Below are 18,845 nucleotides of genomic sequence, written 5' to 3' on the forward strand. Positions count from 1 at the left end.
CAAAGATTCCGTTCTTTTGCTAAATTTTTCATGGAGATTCTTGCCTATATCATTGCTGTGTTGATCGGCGTTTCGCTTGGACTGATCGGTGGAGGAGGTTCTATCATCACGGTACCGGTATTGGTATATCTCATGAAAGTGCAACCGGAACTGGCAACGGCCTATTCCCTTTTTGTTGTGGGCAGTTGCAGCCTCGTTGGTTCCGTTCGATCCTACAGAAAAGGACTGGTAGACTTCCCTGTCGTTTTTGTTTTCGGCAGCGCTTCCATGTTATCCGTTTTCACCACAAGACATTGGCTGGTCCCGAAAATTCCCGATCATCTTTTCACCATCGCAGGTTACGAAGTGAACAAAGGCAGTTTCCTCATGTTGCTCTTCGCCTGCCTGATGCTGGCCAGCTCTTATTCCATGATCAAAAACGGAAGACAAAAACTCAGCGTTGTTCCACCTTCAGATAAGCCCCGTAAAATGGGCCCATTGTTTTTCCAGGGAATCGCAGTAGGTGTGGTTACCGGATTGCTCGGCGCAGGTGGCGGTTTCCTGATCATTCCGGCACTGGTGTTGTTTGGCAAACTTCCCATGAAAGAAGCGGTGGGATCCAGCCTCACCATCATGGCATTCAGTTCTCTCTTCGGATTCTTCAGTACTTCCGGTCAATACGATATCAACTGGGCGCAATTGCTCAGCTTCACCGCTATTGCGGTGAGCGGCATCTTTATCGGTCAATACCTGAGCGACAGGATTTCCGGCGCCAGCCTCAAAAAAGGTTTTGGATGGTTTGTTCTCGCAATGGGTGTGTATGTACTCAGCAAAGAACTCTTCCACTGGTAATAGTTTCTTCGTTTTAAGGCAGAGATGACAGGTTTGTCCCTACCTTTGTGCGCGCTATGAAGACACAATCACCCCTGCGGATTTGTTGCGCTCAGGTAGTTTTGGCCCCGGATCCAAAACTGTATACAATTGGATCATGATCGGCGTAGTGATGTTACTGGTTCAGGTTGTGCTCGGTGGAATCACCCGATTGACCGGCTCCGGGCTAAGTATCACAGAATGGAATGTTGTTACCGGCGCCCTCCCTCCTCTCTCTGAAGAAGCCTGGCTGAACGAATTCAACAAATACCAGCAAACACCCCAATACCATTATCTCAATTCTGACTTCACTTTAAAAGATTTTAAATTCATCTTCTTCTGGGAATGGTTCCACCGTTTCTGGGCAAGATTGATCGGTGTAGTGTTCGTAGTTGGATTTGTGTATCTCGCAGCAAAGAAATACCTGAAGAAAGAGATGTTCAATCCGCTGCTCATCCTATTCCTTTTCGGAGCCCTGCAGGGCGCCATCGGTTGGATCATGGTGGCCAGTGGCCTCACCGGAGATGCCGTGTATGTGAAACCAACCAGGCTGGCGCTGCACTTCATATTTGCACTCGGATTGATCTCCTACGCATACTGGTTTGCATTGGAACTGAAAGTGACCAGCGCACAAACCATCGTCAATCCATCTTTGAGAAAATGGACATGGTGGCTGCTTATCATTCTTTTTGTACAACTCATTTTCGGTGCGCTCATGGCGGGTCATAAAGCTGCGATTGCCGCCCCCACCTGGCCCACCATCAATGGCAGTATGATACCCGGCGGGATGTTGCGGGAATCCCCGGCCCTTCTCAATTTTTTTGAGAATAAGATCACCATCCACTTTGTGCATCGCGGGCTCGCCTACCTGTTACTCGTATTGATCATCATCTATTCCCGGAAGCTGTTCCAGGTGAAAACAAACAGTCAGCCTTTCAATAAAGCCAGAAAATTTCCGTTGGTATTTGTTTTGATACAGGTATTGCTGGGCATCATTTCAGTACTCACCGCACCATTTATCGTTCCCAGTCACTGGGGAAGTTTTGAATGGATGGCGCAACTGCACCAGGTTACCGGGATGCTATTGGTCTTGAGCCTGGTAGCCATGTTGTACATGGTACGGAAAACCAGTTCCTCATTACGAGCGTAATTGTATATAAACCTTTTTCTTTTATGTAAATTGGTGGCTGAATGCCGGTAAACCCGGTACCCCGTCTGTAAGATATGAAAGCATTCCTGAGAGGATTATATTGCTCATTCCCGCTGCAGTTGTTCCTGCTTCACTTCAAGAAGTTCCAGGTATTGCTGTTCTTCTGGTTCATTCTTTTCAGCACAGTGAACGGCACATTCATGAAGAGTTTCGGTGCTGATTCCCTGTACCTGGCCCCGGAATATTTGGGTAATGTAAATGCACTCAGTGCAAGTTTCGTAGGCGTTAGTATCGGCATTTTCATCATGAGCTGGAATATCACCACTTTCATTTTATTCAGCAGGCATTTCCGCTTCCTGGCCACAACCTCCAATCCCTTCCTTAAATATTGTATCAACAATTTCGTGATACCACTCGCCTTTCTCATTTTCTATTTTTTCAATGCAGTGGTTTTTGCACGCGACAAGGAATTGATGGACGCCTGGCATATCTTCTTACTGGTGATTGGTTTCCTCGCAGGACTGGTAGTGATCATTATCATTTCCCTTTATTATTTTTTCCGCGCAGACAAAACCATCATCCGCCGTCTGGCGCCAGTGATCAGCAATCCGCAGCTTTTCAAGGCCCAGTTCAAAAAAGGCGATACCCGCGCCACCGAAAGCCGTCTCGTAAAAGTGGAATGGTATCTCAATTCCATTCTCAAATTGAAGAAAGTGCGCGATGTATCGCACTATTCGCGTGAATTCCTGGAAACCATTTTCAGCCGGCATCACTTCGCTGCTGTGATCTCTATATTTGTAGCCTTTATCTTTTTGATTGTGGTTGGTTTCTGGCTCGACAATCCATTGTTCCAGTTACCGGCAGCAGCCGGCATCACTCTTTTCTTCGCCATCCTTATTGCCGTATCAGGCGCTTTCACCTATTTCCTGCAAAGCTGGAGCATTCCTGCACTGGTAGTGATCTTTCTCATCCTGAATGTGCTTTACCGCTATGGGATCATCGATCCCACCAACAAAGCTTACGGACTGGATTATGCGAAAAAAGAAGACAGACCTGAATATTCCCAGGAATCCCTCATGGCGCTTTGCGCTCCTTCACATGTGGAAGCAGACAAGGCAAACATGATTGCGATCCTGGAAAAATGGAAAGCGAAACAGAACAGCCCAAAACCTGTGATGTTCATCATCAACACCAGCGGAGGCGGCAACCGCAGCGCCACTTTTACTATGAACGTGCTGCAAAGGCTAGACAGTCTTAGCGGTGGCGATCTGATGAAGAAAACATTTCTCATCACCGGCGCTTCAGGCGGCATGCTTGGCGCAGCATATTTCCGTGAACTGGAAAAAGAAAAGAGGAATGGCAAAACCATCAATCTGCAGAACAGGCAGTATGTGGACGATATTTCCAGCGACCTGCTGAATTCCCTCTTCACTTCTTTTGTAGCACGTGATCTGGCTGCTCCTGCGCAGCGATTCTCTGTGGGAACTTTCGAATATGTGAAAGACCGCGGATACGCTTTCGAGGAAAAGCTCAACAGTAATACCAGGGGACTGCTCAACAAACAGCTCAAAGAGCAATATAACGATGAAGTACAAGCGAAAATGCCACTGATGCTGTTCAATTCCGTGATCACCCGCGATGGCAGGAAGATGATCATCTGTACGCAACCCGTGAGCTTCCTCATGCGCCCCTGCTACGATACATTGCGCGATGCAGATGTAGACATTGATGGCGTGGACTACCAGGCATTGTTTTCCAAACAGGATCCGCTGAACCTGCGCATGCTCACTGCCCTGCGCATGAATGCCACTTTCCCTTACGTGCTCCCTAACGTCTGGTTACCCAGCACACCTGTAATTGATGTGATGGATGCAGGCCTCCGCGATAATTTCGGACAGGAAACCGCCACCCGCTTCGTACAGGTTTTCGACGACTGGATCAAGGCCAATACCAGCGCTGTAGTGCTGCTCCAGATCCGCGACCGCAAAACAGGCGGATGGGACCATCCCTACGAATCCGGCGCCATCACCGATATAGCTACCAAACCCATGCTGCTGCTGCAATACAATTGGTTCAAGATGCAGGAGTACGGCCAAAATGAAATGATGAGCCTTACACAGGAATTGCTTGGCGGGCATTTTCATCGCCTCACTTTTCAATACATACCCAAAAAGGAAGATGCAGCCGCCGCATTGAATTTCCGTCTCTCCAAGCGCGAAAAGCAAGACATCAGTGAAGCGATGATGAGCAGTGTGAACGCAGGCAGCTTCGATCAGTTCACTCAATATGCCAACGGTTCACATCCGCATTCGATCACTAAAAAGGATGAATAAGCCTGAAATAATGCGGGAGCACTTTGATGGATAGACTCTTCAGGGTTTCCCTCGGTTCGCCGTCGATATGCAATGGCGCTTCCGCTGTATTTTCAATCACCAGCTCTTCCGTTTGAAAATAGATCACAGGAGAACGAAGAGAGTTCTCAACCCTTTTGATCTTGCCGGCCATTACCTGCTTCAGTACAGTGAGCAGCAGCAAAGGCTTTGCGATTTTTTTCACCACCACCACATCCAGCATACCATCAGAAAGTACAGCCTGCGGCGCAATGGTGAAATTATTACCGAACTGGTTACTGTTGGCGATGCTGATAAAGAATGCATCTGTGGAGAATACCAGTCCGTTCGCTTTTATTTTGAAAGGCCAGGTCTTTGCAGAAAAGAAATTACGGGTAGTTAACGATGCGTAAGTAGCAAGTCCTCTTTTCGGTTGCTCCGCAAATTCATGCGCCACTTTTGCATCGAAGCCGAGTCCGCAGAGCATGCAGGCAAACTGGTTGTTCACGAGGAACGCATCTGTAGGCCGGGCCACGCCATCGAACACGATGTCCAGCGCTTTGCTGCTGTTCTTTGGGATACCTGCAGCATAGGCCAGTCCGTTTCCCGATCCCATCGGAACAATGCCGAAGTTCACCTGTGTATCTGCAAGGGAATTGACTGCCGCATTCACGGAGCCATCGCCACCACAGACAACGATATCGGTGATGCCATCATCCTTGATCTTTGATTTCAGGAAGCGGTAATCGCCATCGATCATGGTGGGCAGCACTTCAAATGGGATTTTCCGCTCTTTGGTTTTGCTGACCACCAGTTCCTTCAGTGAGGATTTACCCCGGGTTCCGGAAATAGGATTGATAAGATAGATGATCTTTCTTCGCATGCGTGGCAAAATTATTAGTTTTGAACCATGAGTGAAGCCTTATTTTTCGACCGGGACCTGAGTTGGTTATCATTTAACGAAAGGGTATTACAGGAAGCTGGCAACATAAGGGTGCCATTGTTGGAAAGGATCAGATTCCTCAGTATCTATTCTTCCAACTCCGACGAGTTCTATCGTGTGCGGATGCCGGCCCTGATGGCGCTGGAAAGGATTCACCAGAAGTCCCCGCGCAAGGGGCTTCCGCCCTTTACTCATGTACAGGAAGCCAATCAGCGCATCCACCTGCAGCAACAGCTGTTCGGCAATATCCTTCGCGGCATCATTCCGGAGCTGAAGGAAACGATCAACTCCGAGCTGGTGTTCAATCGCCCCATTCCCGAAGCAGTGCAGGCGGCAGCAACAGAATATTTCTTTACACAGGTGCTGGCCTTTCTTCAGCCACAATATCTTTCCGACCGGCAGTCCACCCTGTTTCCAGAAAACAACAAGATCTACCTGGCCGCCATCGGCAGCAGCAAAAGCAAAAGCCAGGAACTGATCATCGTGAATGTGCCTTCAGACGCGCTTCCCCGCTTCTATACTATCAGGCATGAACAGACGCAATACATCCTTTTCCTGGAAGATATCATCCGTTACAACCTCCAACTGGTAATGCCGCAGGTGACCATCGAATCCTGCTACAGTTTCAAAGTTACCCGCGATGCCGCCCTTGAACTGGCCGATGAATATGAAGGCGATCTTGCGGAAAAAATAGAAAGGCAGATCGCCAAACGCGATTTTGGATTCGCCACCCGCCTGCTTTACGGTGCGGGCACACCTCCGGAATGTCTGCAGGCGCTCATCAATCTTTTCAACCTGGAAAAGGCCAGCATTATGGAAGGCGGCGTATACCATAACCTGAAAGACCTGGCCCATCTTCCCATCAGGAACGATTTACTGGAATATCCCCATTGGCCGGTACTCACGCATCGCATGAACAACCTGCGCGGTTCCCTTCTGGAAGAGATTTCACAAAAAGATATTATTCTGCATGCGCCTTATCAGTCGTTCAATACGGTACTGCGCTTCTTCAACGAAGCTGCCCTCGATCCTTCCGTTGAAGAGATCTACGTAACCCTGTACCGCATTGCCAGCGACTCCCGCATTGCCACTGCATTGATCAGCGCTGCCCGTAACGGCAAAAAAGTAGTGGTATTTGTTGAGCTCAAAGCCCGTTTCGATGAAGCCAATAATCTCCGCTGGTCCAGGAAATTAAAAGACGCGGGAGTAAGGATCATTTACAGCATCCCTACACTCAAGGTACACGCAAAAGTAGCGCTGGTAAAAAGGATGATCAACAACAGGCCGCAACACGCTGGACTCCTCGCAACCGGTAACCTCAACGAAAGCACGGCCCGCTTTTACACCGATCATATCCTGCTAACCGCCCATATGGGCATGCTGGCTGAGCTGGAACAACTCTTCCTTTTCCTCTCCGAACGAAAAAAACCACTCACGCCCGGCCTGCTGCCTTTCGCTCACCTGCTGATTGCGCAATTCAACCTGCTGGACCGATTCATCCACCTCATCGACCGTGAAATCGATAATGCCCGCAATGGTCTCCCTGCCGGCATCATCATTAAGCTGAACAACCTCGAAGAAAAAGTTCTTATAAATAAGCTCTATGAAGCTTCCAATGCCGGAGTTCGCATACAGATGATTGTTAGAAGTATCTGCTGCCTTATCCCGGGTATTCCCGGCATGAGTGAGAATATCACCATCAGGCGTATTGTTGACCGCTACCTGGAGCACGGCCGCGTTTTCATTTTCAAGAACAACAACGATCCCCAGCTTTTCATGGGCTCATCCGACTGGATGAACCGCAATATCTACCGCCGCATTGAAGTCTGTTTCCCCGTCTACAACCCCGTGATCAAAACCGAGATCATGGAACTCATCAACCTTCAACTAAAAGACAATGTACAAGCTGTTCAGCTCAACAGCGAAATTCAAAACATCCCCATTCAACCATCAGCCCCTCCGATCCGCTCCCAGCAGGCTATCAGCGAATTACTCAATGAGCGTTACGGCTCCCATGAATAACAATAGAAAGTCTTATTGCAACAGTGAGCTGAGCAAGAGTGATGAAATGATGTATATAACAGCAATGGGAAACCGAATAATCGCAAAAAGTGGTAAGTGGTGTGAAAAGTGGAGATTATGAGTAGTAACCGGTAAAGACCTGAAAAATAAACGCGGAAAAAGCACTCTTTCGGTGCCCATGCGAGCGGGGATTGCAAAAATCCGGCCTTGAAAACAAAAGCTCAGCAGCCCGGCTTATGCGCTACTGTTCAACCCAACCTATCTACAGTCCCATTCAACATCCTCCCGCGCCGGTTTCTTTTCCAGACGGTATTTTTGTAACCCCGTGAGCCCCTTACCAGCGAAGCAACGCACTTGCCCACGTAAACCCGCTTCCAAACGCCGCCAGGCAAACAAGATCACCTTTATTGATCTTTCCAGCCTCCCATGCTTCGCAAAGCGCGATCGGCACAGACGCCGCCGTTGTATTCCCGTATTTCTGGATATTATTATAAACCTGATCATCCCTAAGCCCCAGTTTCTGTTGCACGAACTGCGCAATGCGGAGATTGGCCTGGTGAGGAATGAGCATCGTTAGGTCGGAAGGTTTGTAGTTGTTTTTGTTCAATGCTTCCATGATCACTTCCGGGAATTTGACCACAGCTTTTTTGAATACGGATGGGCCATCCATGAAAGGATAGTTCTGAGCTTTATCGATCATTTCATGACTCATGAACATTTCCCCGATCTCAGCATCATCAAAGTCGGCGAGCTTTTGTTCCATCCAATGATTGGCATGTGTACCCGGATTATACATGGCCAGTATCTCAGCGCTTTCTCCATCTGAATGAAGATGCGTGCTGAGCAGGCCGCGGTTCTCATCGGTAGAGGGTTGCAGCACCACAGCGCCGGCGCCGTCTCCAAAGATCACGCTGATGGCGCGACCTCGTGTACTGAAGTCCAGCCCGAAACTATGCTTCTCACTTCCGATCACAAGAACGTTCTTGTACATACCCGAGCGGATGAACTGGTCAGCCACACTGATAGCATATACGAAGCCGCTGCATTGGTTGCGTACGTCGAGGGCGCCGATCTCTTTCATCTTCATGGCGCGTTGCACCAGTACACCGCAGCCGGGGAAATAATAATCCGGGCTGAGGGTGGCGAAGACGATGAAGTCTATATCCTGTGGAGTGATGCCCGCTCTTTCGATGGCGATCTCAGCGGCTTTCACGCCCATGGTGGTAGTGGTTTCTTCTGTGCGGTGGGCATAGCGGCGTTCCCTGATACCTGTTCTTTCCTGGATCCATTCATCACTGGTTTCCATGTAACGGGTGAGGTCCTGGTTGGTGACAACATTTTCTGGAACATACTTGCCGATGCCGGCAATTACTGATCGGATCATATAGCAAACACATTTTGATCCGGTAAATTACGGAAAGAATAATTGCAGGGGAAATGAAACTATTGCAAATGGAACTATTGTTTGGGGAGCTGCAGTACTTCGGAAAGGAACTTCGCAGTTTCTTTTTCCACGCTTTCCACATCTTTTGATTTGATCCAGCTTCCGATCACGTGGTTACCCGCATTGGGAATAGCGATGGCTCGTTTTTTATCGGCGGGCGTTCCCAGATCTTCATACATTTTTTTGATGGCGCTTACGCGGACCACACTGTCGCGCTGCACATCATTCTTATAATAATACATCACCAGTGTTGGTTGATCTACGCGGTGGAAAGTGGAAGGCGTCATGGAGGTTTCCAGCAGTTCTTCCAGCGCTACGGCTGCTTCCAGCCTGTACCTGGGCTGCCAGTACTGGAGATAAACCGGACGTGTATCCGATTTCGAATCGTTGAATTTACTTCCTTTCACCAGTCTGGCGATCTGTAGCCCCCAGGGGTTGTTGAGCAGCCAGGCATTGGGATCATCGATCTCGATATTGGGGCTCATGAGTACGAGCGCGTATACGTCAGGGTATTCAGCAGCCAGTTTCAATGCCAGGGTACCGCCGGTGGAAGTGCCCATGAGTATCACTTTTTCTCCCAGTTTCCGCCCGATGGCCAGAGCTTCTTTTGCGGATTCCCAGTATTTGTCGGCTGTAAGATTGGCCATGGCTTCCGTGGTATCGATGCCATGTTCGGCGAGCCTGCTGAGATAAAGATTACATCCGAATTGTTTAGCAATATTTTCATGCACCGGGGCACCTTCTTCCTGCGAAGCGGAGAACCCGTGAAGATAAACGATGGAAACCGGTGTTACATTTTTGGAAGAGTCGTTGAACCAGATGATGCGGGCCTCGTTATCTTTTTTCAGTTTATGGGCCTTTTCATCGTTGTGAACATAAGTGATGAGAGCTTCTGCATCGGAGGGCACCACAGGCATATCGCTGGAATAGACAGGGGCTTTAGGCTTGGGGCCCAGCAGGTAAACGATCAGGAGGAGCAGGGGAATAATTAAAAGCCAGTTCCTTTTCCGCATGCAGTAAATTTGAATATGAAATTAACGGATTTCCGGAAACCATGAATGCGGAAACAGGTAAATACATAATGATAACAGGAGTGCTGATCCTCGTGATCGGTGCGGTCATCTATTTTTTTCACGATAAACTTCACTGGATCGGAAGGTTGCCAGGGGATATCAGGGTGGAGCGCGAGAACTTCAGGTTTTACTTCCCCATCACTACGATGATACTTCTTGGCCTTCTGGCAAGCCTGGTGATCCGGATATTTCGTAAATATTAACCTTGCCTTCAGGCAACAGGCTGGTTATCAAAGTGCTGCGTATCACACCCTTATACCCCTCTTTACCAAAATAATAAGTTTGGCCCATACCCTTGCCCTCCCGTTGAATTAACGTACCTTTGCGCCTCAAAAAAATGGTGATGCCGGAAGGCTGAAAAAGCACTTAACACACCGGCAGAACAACACTCACGATTATGAATATTCGCAACATAGCGATCATCGCGCACGTAGACCACGGAAAAACAACGCTTGTAGACAAGATCCTGCACGCCACAAAAGTATTCCGTGACAACCAGGAAACAGGTGAACTGATCATGGACAGTAACGATCTCGAAAGAGAACGTGGTATCACCATCTTCAGTAAGAATGCCGCCGTAACCTACAAAGATGTTAAGATCAATGTGATCGATACCCCCGGCCACGCCGACTTTGGTGGTGAGGTAGAACGTGTATTGAAAATGGCCGATGGTGTGTGCCTGCTGGTAGACGCCTTTGAAGGACCTATGCCTCAAACAAGGTTCGTACTCCAGAAAGCGCTTCAGCTCAACCTGAAACCAATTGTGATCATCAATAAAGTGGATAAGCCCAACTGCCGCCCTGATGAAGTGCATGACGCAGTATTCGAGCTTTTCTTCAACCTCGACGCTACTGAAGAGCAGCTCGACTTCCCTACCTACTATGGTTCAGGTAAGAACGGCTGGTTCAATGATTCTCTCACACAAAGCGAGGATATCACTCCTCTCCTGGATGGTATCATCAAGCATGTACCAGCTCCCAAAGTGAGCGAGGGCCCGCTGCAAATGCAGATCACTTCTCTCGATTACTCTTCTTTCCTTGGCCGTATCGCTATCGGTAAGGTATCAAGAGGCTCTATCAAAGAGAACCAGCCTATTGCCCTGATGCAGGCCGATGGCTCCATCAAAAAATCAAGGGTGAAAGAGCTCTATGTGTTCGAAGGAATGGGTAAGAAGAAAGTAAGTGAAGTAATTGCCGGCGACCTCTGTGCAGTGGTAGGTCTGGAAGATTTCAATATCGGCGACACAGTAGCTGATGCTGAAAATCCTGAAGCACTGCCGATCATCAGTGTTGATGAGCCAACCATGAACATGTTGTTCTCCGTAAACAACTCTCCTTTCTTCGGAAGAGATGGTAAATTCGTTACCAGCCGTCACCTCCGCGACCGCCTGATGAAAGAAACTGAAAAGAACCTGGCGCTGAAAGTTACTGATAGTGAAGAAGGCGATAGCCTGGTAGTATACGGCCGTGGTATCCTCCACCTCGGTGTACTCATTGAAACCATGCGTCGTGAAGGATATGAGCTCACTGTGGGTCAGCCGCAGGTGATCGTGAAAGAGATCGATGGAAAGAAATGCGAGCCTTACGAAACGCTGGTAGTAGACGTTCCCCAGGAATTCGCATCCAAAGTGATCGACCTCGTTACCCGTCGCAAAGGTGAAATGCTGGTGATGGAAACAAAAGGAGAAATGCAACACCTGGAATTCGATATTCCTTCAAGAGGTCTGATCGGACTCCGTACGCAGATGCTCACCGCTACAACCGGTGAAGCTGTGATGGCGCATCGCTTCAGCGAATACAAACCCTGGAAAGGTGTTATCCCCGGAAGGAACAATGGTGTACTGCTCTCCAAGAACACTGAAAAAACAACCGGTTATTCTATCGATAAACTGCAGGACCGCGGAACCTTCTTCGTTGATCCGGGTGAAGATGTTTATGCAGGCATGATCATTGCCGAGCACATCAAACCAGGCGACCTGGTAGTAAATGCTACTGAAGGCAAGAAACTCACCAACCACCGCGCAAGCGGTAGCGATGATGCAACACGCATCGCTCCCAAAACCCTGATGACACTCGAAGAGTGCATGGAATATATCCAGCACGATGAATGCATCGAGGTTACTCCAAACTACATCCGTATGCGTAAAACCATCCTGGATGAGGAAGAAAGAAAGAAAGTAGCCAAGAGCATGGCCACCTCTTAATAAGGTTTGCCCTCTGGTCTGAATAAATGCGAAGGCTGTCTGTAACAAGACAGCTTTTTTGCATTATTTAGGAACTATGTAAGATTCAATTATCTTAGCTTCCAAAGGCAATCACCCGAAACCTTATTATGAAAAATCTGAAGATTGTAGCCATTGCTCTGATACCCCTCACCCTGATCGCTTATTTGTTCGTGTGGGACTTTGGGGTTCAGCGCTATTTCTATACCCTGCTTTCTGAATCAGGTTACAGGCCCAAAAGTTGGACTGAATTATTCAAATACTTCATAGCACAGGTTATAGGTCTATTTGAGATAGTGGGACCTGTTGTGTATTTCCTCACTACCAGCCAGGCAATCAAAATCAAGATCTATTCCCTGCTCCGTTACATGGCAGTAATGGGTTTGCTGTTTTCGATCCCTTCGCTTTTCTGGCACTTGACCCAGAACCATGATTTTGATCTGAAGATTCTCAGCATATACATCTATTACCTGATCAGTATTTTTATTGCAGTCGTTCTCTGGTTGGTCAAACCAGAGGACGATGTTGACTTTGTTAGCCTGGCAGATTATGAAATGGTTGCTTACTCTTCCGCAGGCCAGAGACTACTCAATTATTTTGTGGATACAGTCTATTTCAGCACCATCAATTTTAGCTGGCTGATATATTATGATCCCGAAATCTATAATACATCGTCAGGCGTGTGGCTGAACCTGGCTGGCACTTCCATCAATTTCATTCTTTATTATTTCTTTGCTGAATTACTGTTCAGACGCACCATCGGGAAGATCCTCACAAATACATGTGTAGTGGCCACTCATGGAAAAATGGGACCGGCACGCATACTCGGCAGGTCGCTGGCCAGGCTTATCCCCTTCGATGTTCTTTCTTTCCTTTGGAATGGCAACTGGCATGATAAAGTATCCGGCACAACGGTAGTGCATGCACATAGCTGGGAGGATATCGTTTTTGAAGGAGAAGAAAAAGAGGCAAATTGAAGACACTGCTACCATTTGCGATTGGACTGATCCCGGTATCTATTATCGGGCTGAACAGCATTTGGGATTTCCCTGTTGAACGTTATCTCATTTCTTTCCTCGATCATAATACATACTTCAGTTCCACCAACCCGTTTTTCGTAGCCAAATTGTTCATGCACGAAATTGTTACGGCATTTTATATTATCGCGTCTGTAAGCTATTTCATCAGTCCTTATCCTGCCTGGAAAGAAAGGGTCTATTATATATTAAGGACTGCCTTTTGCATCAACTTCCTGTTCAGCGCACCCAATTTCTTTTATTCTTTGGACAGTTTCACTCCGGACTGGAATAACACGGCGGGCTATTTCGCCATCCTTCGCTTCTTCATCAATCTATTCATCAGCCTGGTCCTTTTCAGTGCCCAGACATACCCACCCATTCCTCGAATCAATATTTCAGGGTTCACAATAGTGGAGCATGCTCCCAAAGGAGCGAGGCTTATGCATCATATTGCAGACCTGTTCTTTCTCATTGCCATTACAGACAGCTGGTATTTAATAGTCAACTCCACGCTCTCCTTCTCAACTGATACCGCTCTGTTGTTCCTGGCTAACATAATAAGTTATTTCCTGTATTTTTTTCTTTCCGAAACATTATTCCGCCAAACGCCCGGACAGGCAATCATGGATTCCTGTGTAGCGGGCATCAACCGGAAAATTGGCCCCAAAAAGGCTTTGCTCAGAAGCTTTGGCAGACTGATCCCCTTCGACCGTTACTCCTTCTTATGGGGCGGCAACTGGCACGACAAGGTTTCCAACACCACTGTGGTGCGCAAAAACAGCTGGAGAGACCTGGTCTTCGATGCCGAACGGCAATAATCCTGTATGACCGGATTCAATTGTTAAACTGAAAAAATGATGCAACCATTCTGTAACAAAGAAGAAAGTGCTGCGTCTTATTAAGTATACAAGCAAACGCGCAAATGCTTCAGGGAAACCAACAAACAATTAAAACATCTTTCTAAAAATATTACCATGAAAAAGTTATTCATCGTTGCAATGATTCTTCTGACAGGATTAAGCGCAACCTTCGCCAACTCACGTGAAACAGTAAACGAAAAAGTATCTAAAGCCTTCACCAAAGATTTCGCCGGTGCACAGGATGTAAAATGGGAGAACAAAGAGAATTTCGCCAAAGCCACTTTCACTCTCGGAAGCCAGGTGATGTTCGCCTTCTACTCTCAGGATGGAGATCTGCTGGGCGTTACAAGGAATATCGTTTCTTCACAGCTGCCTATCAACCTGCTCTCCGATCTGAAAAAAGGATACAGCAACTACTGGATCTCCGACCTCTTTGAAATGGGCCATCATAACAATACAACCTATTATGTTACCCTTGAGAACAGCACTCACACTGTAGTACTGAAATCAACCGGAACTGAAGGCTGGAGCGTGTTCAGCCGCACAAAGAAACCTGCATAACAAAATTCAGGATCGTAATAAAGTATAGCCAGAAAAACAAAATGGTGTATCGGAATGATACACCATTTTTCTTTATTGCTATTACCATTCTATTCTTTCACTTTCAGCAGTACGCCGCTGTAAGAATTATTATCGAGGGTATTGAAACCAGGACTGCTGCTGGTTCCTGCCAGCCAGTAAGCATTGTTGGCGGCCAAATGGATACCAGCCGCCTGATCGAACCTGGAACCACCTGCTGTTTGCTGCCAGAGCTTGTTACCGCTGGCATCGATCTTCAACAACCACATATCGTAGCTCCCCTTGTTTCCTGCAACATCGCCATCATTGCTTTCCGTATAGCCACCAATCATGAAATTACCGTCATGCGCAGCAATGATCGATGTGGCATGATCGATCCTGCTTCCTCCGTAAACATGGGTCCAGCTGATAGATCCATCCGATTCCAGTTTAGTTACAAAAACATTTTCATCGTTCATACCCACTCCGGGAATGGTATTGTCCATCTGCCGCTTGCCACAAACGATGAAACCTGTTCCACTATTTATCATTCCTCCTGCAATGGCAAACCGGTTATGATTGATGGTTGTTTGCCAGACCAGGATACCCTTATCATCAGTTTTGATGAGCCAGGGTTTGCCGATTGTATTGGGATTGCCGGCTGCATCGCCGTCGATGCTGGTAACTGATCCTGCCAGCAGGTAGCCCCCATCGTTAGTGTTGAGGATATTCGTTCCATACTCAGTATTGGCGCCGCCATAGAGGCGAACCCAGGAAACAACGCCACTGCTATTGGCTTTGAGGAAGAAAAGATTCTTATTGCCTGCTCCGGCAAAATCACCATCGGTACTGCCTGCTTTACCGGTGAGCACGAAACCGCCGTCCGTGGTAGCCAATATGCAATTGCCTTCATCCCAGCCAGTGCCGCCATAGGTTTTCTGCCAGAGCAGATTACCATTCACATCAGTTTTGAACACCCAGGCATCATCGTTTCCTTTGAGCCCGCTTACATCTCCATTGTTACTGCGCGTAACGCCGGCTACCAGAATTCCGCCATCGGAAGCAACCGTTACGCTCCTGGCTTCATCCTGGCCAGACCCGCCAAATGCTTTCTGCCAGAGTTTCTTACCATTGGCATCTGTTTTGGCCAGCAAAATATCTCCCAGTCCATGATTGGCCGCGAGGTCGCCATCCATACTCTCTGTATTACCAGCCAGTACAAGACTTCCATCAGTTGCCTTCGCGGAAGCAATGATCTCATCAAAGCTGCTGCCTCCATAACAACGGCTCCAGGGCCCCTGCTTCACATTGATCACATGTGCTGGAATACTGCTTAGTGCAGGCGTCACCGTTATAGTACCGGTCAACTCAACACCGGAGAAATTATCTGCCTTATTGATGATCTCAATTTTTGCATTGTTGCTGCCCGTAGTTGTGCCCAGCGTTAACCAGCTTGCCGTGGTAGTAATGGTCCATCCTATATTTGAACTGATCCTGAAAGAATCCAGTTCCTGCTCTATGCCAGCAATCAGCATGTCTGACTTATTCACAGAAAAACTACCGGCCTTACTTTGTTGTTTTACTGTAACCGGTTCCAGCTTTGAAGGCATTGATCCTCCATTCATACCCATGGGAATAATGGTGAATGTAGCTGTCCGTTCCGCATCAAAATTATCAGAACTGGTAGTGATCTGAATTTCATGATGGCCGGCAGCGCCTTCACTGACGTTGAACGTAAGCCAGGTAACAGATGGTGATATGGATAATGTCCAGTCCATGGTTGCATGTAAAGTGACGGTGGCTTTTTCGCCTTTTGAACCGCCCAGCGTAATGGAATTGGGTGTTACAGTTAGTTCCTGCTTTGCGGGAGGATTGCCTGACTTGCCGCAGGAAATGGAAAAAGAGATAAGGATCGCATACAGGAAAGTCTGCCGGTTCATAGTCTGCTTAGCGGTTTTAATAAAATAATAGTGATCTCATCCTATGTAGTACGTAGCGGGGCAGGATCAATTCATCCTGATCACAAACATAATTATCAGGTAGTGAAAAGTGGAAATAAATGCGACCAATACCTATAGAATCCCCAAATTCCTTTCTCAATGGTAATTTTTACCGGTTGCAAATACTATGTCTACAAATGGAATTGAGTTGTATTTTTGCATACCAATAATTCCAGGATCATGAAAACGTGGCGTAAGATCATCTTCATATTAGGTTTGGTTGTTATCTCAGCAGCAACCGCAACTGCGCAATGTTCTATCTGCACAAAAACCGCGCAGCAACTGGGTGAGAAGCCGGCCAAGGCTTTGAATACCGGTATCGTTTACCTGGCATTCACGCCGATTGCCATCATTGGTATTGTAGCATACAGGTGGTACAAGGGAAATAAAGCGGCATAATTCGGAGAACTCATTCAAAGCTTCAACACATTTTTCAATTCATCTTTGCAGGATGCGCCGTTGGGAATATCTCCCGGCAGGCAGTGAACCAATCAGAGCCAGGATTGCACAAAACGGTAGAGATTGAAATGCCCTTGTTGCAAAGCCGCTTCCACAGCTTCTTTCAATTGGTCTTTACTGAGTCCTTTCATTTTGTATTGTTGTATCAGGAACCAGGCGCGCTCCGTGAGCAGCCAGGGCTTTTTTGATTCGTGCACAGGATGCTGCAGGAAATTGGTGATCTTTTCGAAAAGCTTGTCCACCCCTTCTTTCTGCGAAGCCACTGTTTTCACCACAGCAATTTCATACTGATGGGTGGTGAATACAGGCGCCAGCATAAGGCGCAGGTTCTTCACAAAAAGATCAGCACCGGGACGATCGGCTTTGTTCACAACAAAAATATCGGCGATCTCCATGAGACCTGCTTTCATGGTTTGCACTTCGTCGCCGGCTTCAGGCACAACAACCACAACGGTGATATCAGCGAGACCAACAATTTCCACTTCGCTTTGTCCTACACCAACCGTTTCCACTATTACATAATCGAAGTCTGCGGCCTTCATCAGTTCTGTGATCTCGATGATCCTTGGATGCAGTCCACCCAGTGAGCCGCGGGTGGCGAGTGAGCGGATATAAACGCCGGGATGGTCGTACCACTCACTCATGCGGATGCGGTCTCCCAACAGCGCTCCAAAATTGAAAGGCGAAGACGGGTCTACACAAAGTACACCCACTTTCATTCCTTTGGCAGTGAGTACGCCGATCAGCGCATCCACGAGAGTTGACTTACCTGCTCCCGGAGGACCGGTAATGCCGATGATCTTTGTGTGTTCATTTTCCGGAAGTGAAGCCAGCAACTGGTCATAGCCTTCCACTTCATTTTCCACGTAAGAGATGGCCCTGGCCAGGCTCTTTCGGTTGCCGCCTTTGATCTTTTCCAGCATTGATGGCCAGTTGGTCAAGAGAGAAATATTTTATTCCGGTGAAGAAAATGATATGATATCTTATATTCGGCTGCCCGGCAGCGTTAGATCGCCCTGTAATTCCTGAAATCGAAGAAACGTTTACCGGTCTTCTTCTCGATCCAATACAATACCCTTCCTTTGAAATTGAATCTTTTCCGCGAAACATCCAGATCGATCTGCCAGTTACGGCTTGCAACGCGCGGCAACATAACCGTAGGATGTGTGCCGGTAAATCTTTCCAGGGAATCGAAATCTGAGAAATCGAAAAAATCCTGCTCCTGGAATTTAGCAGCTACATCTTCCTGCTCAGACCAGTACTGCATGAGATTGCGTTTCTTGGCCATCATCTGGTGCGGGTTCTTTACCCAACCATAATGATAAACAAATGCATCGATCTGCTTCACGTTCAGCTTTTCTCCATTGCGGCGAAAGCCCTGGGCGTCTTTGTAAGACTGAATGGATTTATCATTGCGGATGATGCGTACTTCCTTGTGGTACCATTTGCGGCTGTCGCCCACATAATCGTAAGTGCCATAAAAATGGAGATAGTTGAAGAGCAATCCCTCCACTCTTTTATCATCCTTATATCTTTCAGCGGCCTTTCTGATAGCAGCATGGTATTGTTCATGCACCACTTCATCCCCCTGGATATAGAAAGCCCAGTCGTACTCTTCGGAGATATGGCTGAATGCGTTATTGGTTTCGATGGCAAGGATCTCCCCGCCTTTTTTGGCTTTGGGATCCCAAACAGTTTTGACGATGCGGATCTTTTCTGAAGGAATATTTTCTATCAGTTGAAGCGTATCATCTTCGCTTTCTCCAACGGCAACGATCATCAGGTCAACTACCGGAAGGATGGAAGCGATGGCTTCCACAATGGGATAGTCGTTCATAACAGCGTTCCTGATAATGGTGAAACCGGCAATCTTCATAAAAACGTTTGGGGGATCAATGGGTGAACAATCAACTTTCT

The 18,845-nt window shown here is 47.6% G+C and carries 16 protein-coding genes; 10 read left to right on the top strand and 6 right to left on the bottom strand.

The window, feature by feature from the left end:
• Nucleotides 1-30 precede the first annotated feature (30 nt).
• The 3 genes from FSB84_RS05795 to FSB84_RS05805 all read left to right on the top strand — a co-directional run bounded on the left by FSB84_RS05795 (nucleotide 31) and on the right by FSB84_RS05805 (nucleotide 4,332).
• Entirely contained in the window at nucleotides 31-831 is an 801-nt protein-coding gene (locus FSB84_RS05795; protein ID WP_130542465.1) for a sulfite exporter TauE/SafE family protein, read from the top strand.
• 136 nt (nucleotides 832-967) lie between these two features.
• A complete protein-coding gene (locus FSB84_RS05800) occupies nucleotides 968-1,999 on the top strand; it encodes a COX15/CtaA family protein (protein ID WP_147122061.1) in 1,032 nt (343 codons plus the stop codon).
• Between the two features lie 74 nt (nucleotides 2,000-2,073).
• Complete coding sequence (locus FSB84_RS05805) at nucleotides 2,074-4,332, top strand: patatin-like phospholipase family protein (protein ID WP_130542463.1); 2,259 nt, start codon at nucleotides 2,074-2,076, stop codon at nucleotides 4,330-4,332.
• Here the strand turns inward: FSB84_RS05805 and FSB84_RS05810 are convergent.
• Nucleotides 4,316-5,212 carry a diacylglycerol/lipid kinase family protein gene (locus tag FSB84_RS05810; RefSeq protein WP_130542462.1) on the bottom strand — a complete coding sequence of 299 codons (897 nt, stop codon included), beginning with the start codon at nucleotides 5,210-5,212 and terminating at the stop codon, nucleotides 4,316-4,318. The two genes, FSB84_RS05805 and FSB84_RS05810, sit on opposite strands and share 17 nt — an antisense overlap.
• Nucleotides 5,213-5,239: 27 nt before the next feature.
• Between FSB84_RS05810 and ppk1 the strand changes: the two genes are divergently transcribed.
• Complete coding sequence (ppk1, locus tag FSB84_RS05815; RefSeq protein ID WP_130542461.1) at nucleotides 5,240-7,294, top strand: polyphosphate kinase 1; 2,055 nt, start codon at nucleotides 5,240-5,242, stop codon at nucleotides 7,292-7,294.
• A gap of 334 nt (nucleotides 7,295-7,628) precedes the next feature.
• Here the strand turns inward: ppk1 and FSB84_RS05820 are convergent, their stop codons facing one another.
• Nucleotides 7,629-8,678 carry a 3-oxoacyl-ACP synthase III family protein gene (locus FSB84_RS05820; protein ID WP_130542460.1) on the bottom strand — a complete coding sequence of 350 codons (1,050 nt, stop codon included), beginning with the start codon at nucleotides 8,676-8,678 and terminating at the stop codon, nucleotides 7,629-7,631.
• A 74-nt stretch (nucleotides 8,679-8,752) separates the two neighbouring features.
• Entirely contained in the window at nucleotides 8,753-9,751 is a 999-nt protein-coding gene (locus FSB84_RS05825; protein WP_130542459.1) for an alpha/beta hydrolase, read from the bottom strand.
• Nucleotides 9,752-9,792: 41 nt separating this feature from the next.
• On the opposite strand from FSB84_RS05825, the gene FSB84_RS05830 reads away from it, so the two are divergent.
• The 5 genes from FSB84_RS05830 to FSB84_RS05850 all read left to right on the top strand — a co-directional run bounded on the left by FSB84_RS05830 (nucleotide 9,793) and on the right by FSB84_RS05850 (nucleotide 14,472).
• Nucleotides 9,793-10,014 (top strand): DUF2905 domain-containing protein, encoded by a 222-nt coding sequence (locus FSB84_RS05830; RefSeq protein ID WP_130542458.1) that lies wholly within the window; start codon nucleotides 9,793-9,795, stop codon nucleotides 10,012-10,014.
• Between the two features lie 194 nt (nucleotides 10,015-10,208).
• Nucleotides 10,209-12,014, top strand: coding sequence for a translational GTPase TypA (typA, locus tag FSB84_RS05835; RefSeq protein WP_207234287.1), 1,806 nt, complete (start codon nucleotides 10,209-10,211; stop codon nucleotides 12,012-12,014).
• A 128-nt stretch (nucleotides 12,015-12,142) separates the two neighbouring features.
• Complete coding sequence (locus tag FSB84_RS05840; protein WP_130542456.1) at nucleotides 12,143-13,009, top strand: RDD family protein; 867 nt, start codon at nucleotides 12,143-12,145, stop codon at nucleotides 13,007-13,009.
• The gene (locus tag FSB84_RS05845; RefSeq protein WP_130542455.1) at nucleotides 13,006-13,869 is read left to right on the top strand and encodes an RDD family protein; all 864 of its coding nucleotides are present in this window, start codon (nucleotides 13,006-13,008) and stop codon (nucleotides 13,867-13,869) included. The genes FSB84_RS05840 and FSB84_RS05845 overlap by 4 nt, the downstream gene beginning before the upstream one ends.
• 156 nt (nucleotides 13,870-14,025) lie before the next feature.
• Entirely contained in the window at nucleotides 14,026-14,472 is a 447-nt protein-coding gene (locus tag FSB84_RS05850) for a hypothetical protein (RefSeq protein ID WP_130542454.1), read from the top strand.
• 89 nt (nucleotides 14,473-14,561) lie between these two features.
• On the opposite strand, the gene FSB84_RS05855 is transcribed toward FSB84_RS05850, so the two are convergent.
• Nucleotides 14,562-16,409, bottom strand: coding sequence for a BACON domain-containing protein (locus FSB84_RS05855; protein WP_130542453.1), 1,848 nt, complete (start codon nucleotides 16,407-16,409; stop codon nucleotides 14,562-14,564).
• 240 nt (nucleotides 16,410-16,649) lie between these two features.
• Here FSB84_RS05855 and FSB84_RS05860 point away from each other — a divergent pair, with 240 nt between their 5' ends.
• Nucleotides 16,650-16,868: a DUF6814 family protein gene (locus FSB84_RS05860; protein ID WP_130542452.1), complete on the top strand. Its 219-nt coding sequence runs from the start codon at nucleotides 16,650-16,652 to the stop codon at nucleotides 16,866-16,868.
• A gap of 92 nt (nucleotides 16,869-16,960) precedes the next feature.
• Here the strand turns inward: FSB84_RS05860 and meaB are convergent, their stop codons facing one another.
• The gene (gene meaB / locus FSB84_RS05865) at nucleotides 16,961-17,869 is read right to left on the bottom strand and encodes a methylmalonyl Co-A mutase-associated GTPase MeaB (protein ID WP_225979988.1); all 909 of its coding nucleotides are present in this window, start codon (nucleotides 17,867-17,869) and stop codon (nucleotides 16,961-16,963) included.
• Nucleotides 17,870-17,934: 65 nt separating this feature from the next.
• Complete coding sequence (locus FSB84_RS05870; RefSeq protein ID WP_130542451.1) at nucleotides 17,935-18,804, bottom strand: glycosyltransferase family protein; 870 nt, start codon at nucleotides 18,802-18,804, stop codon at nucleotides 17,935-17,937.
• Nucleotides 18,805-18,845: the final 41 nt, after the last annotated feature.

This window comes from Pseudobacter ginsenosidimutans (assembly GCF_007970185.1).
Lineage (GTDB): Bacteria > Bacteroidota > Bacteroidia > Chitinophagales > Chitinophagaceae > Pseudobacter > Pseudobacter ginsenosidimutans.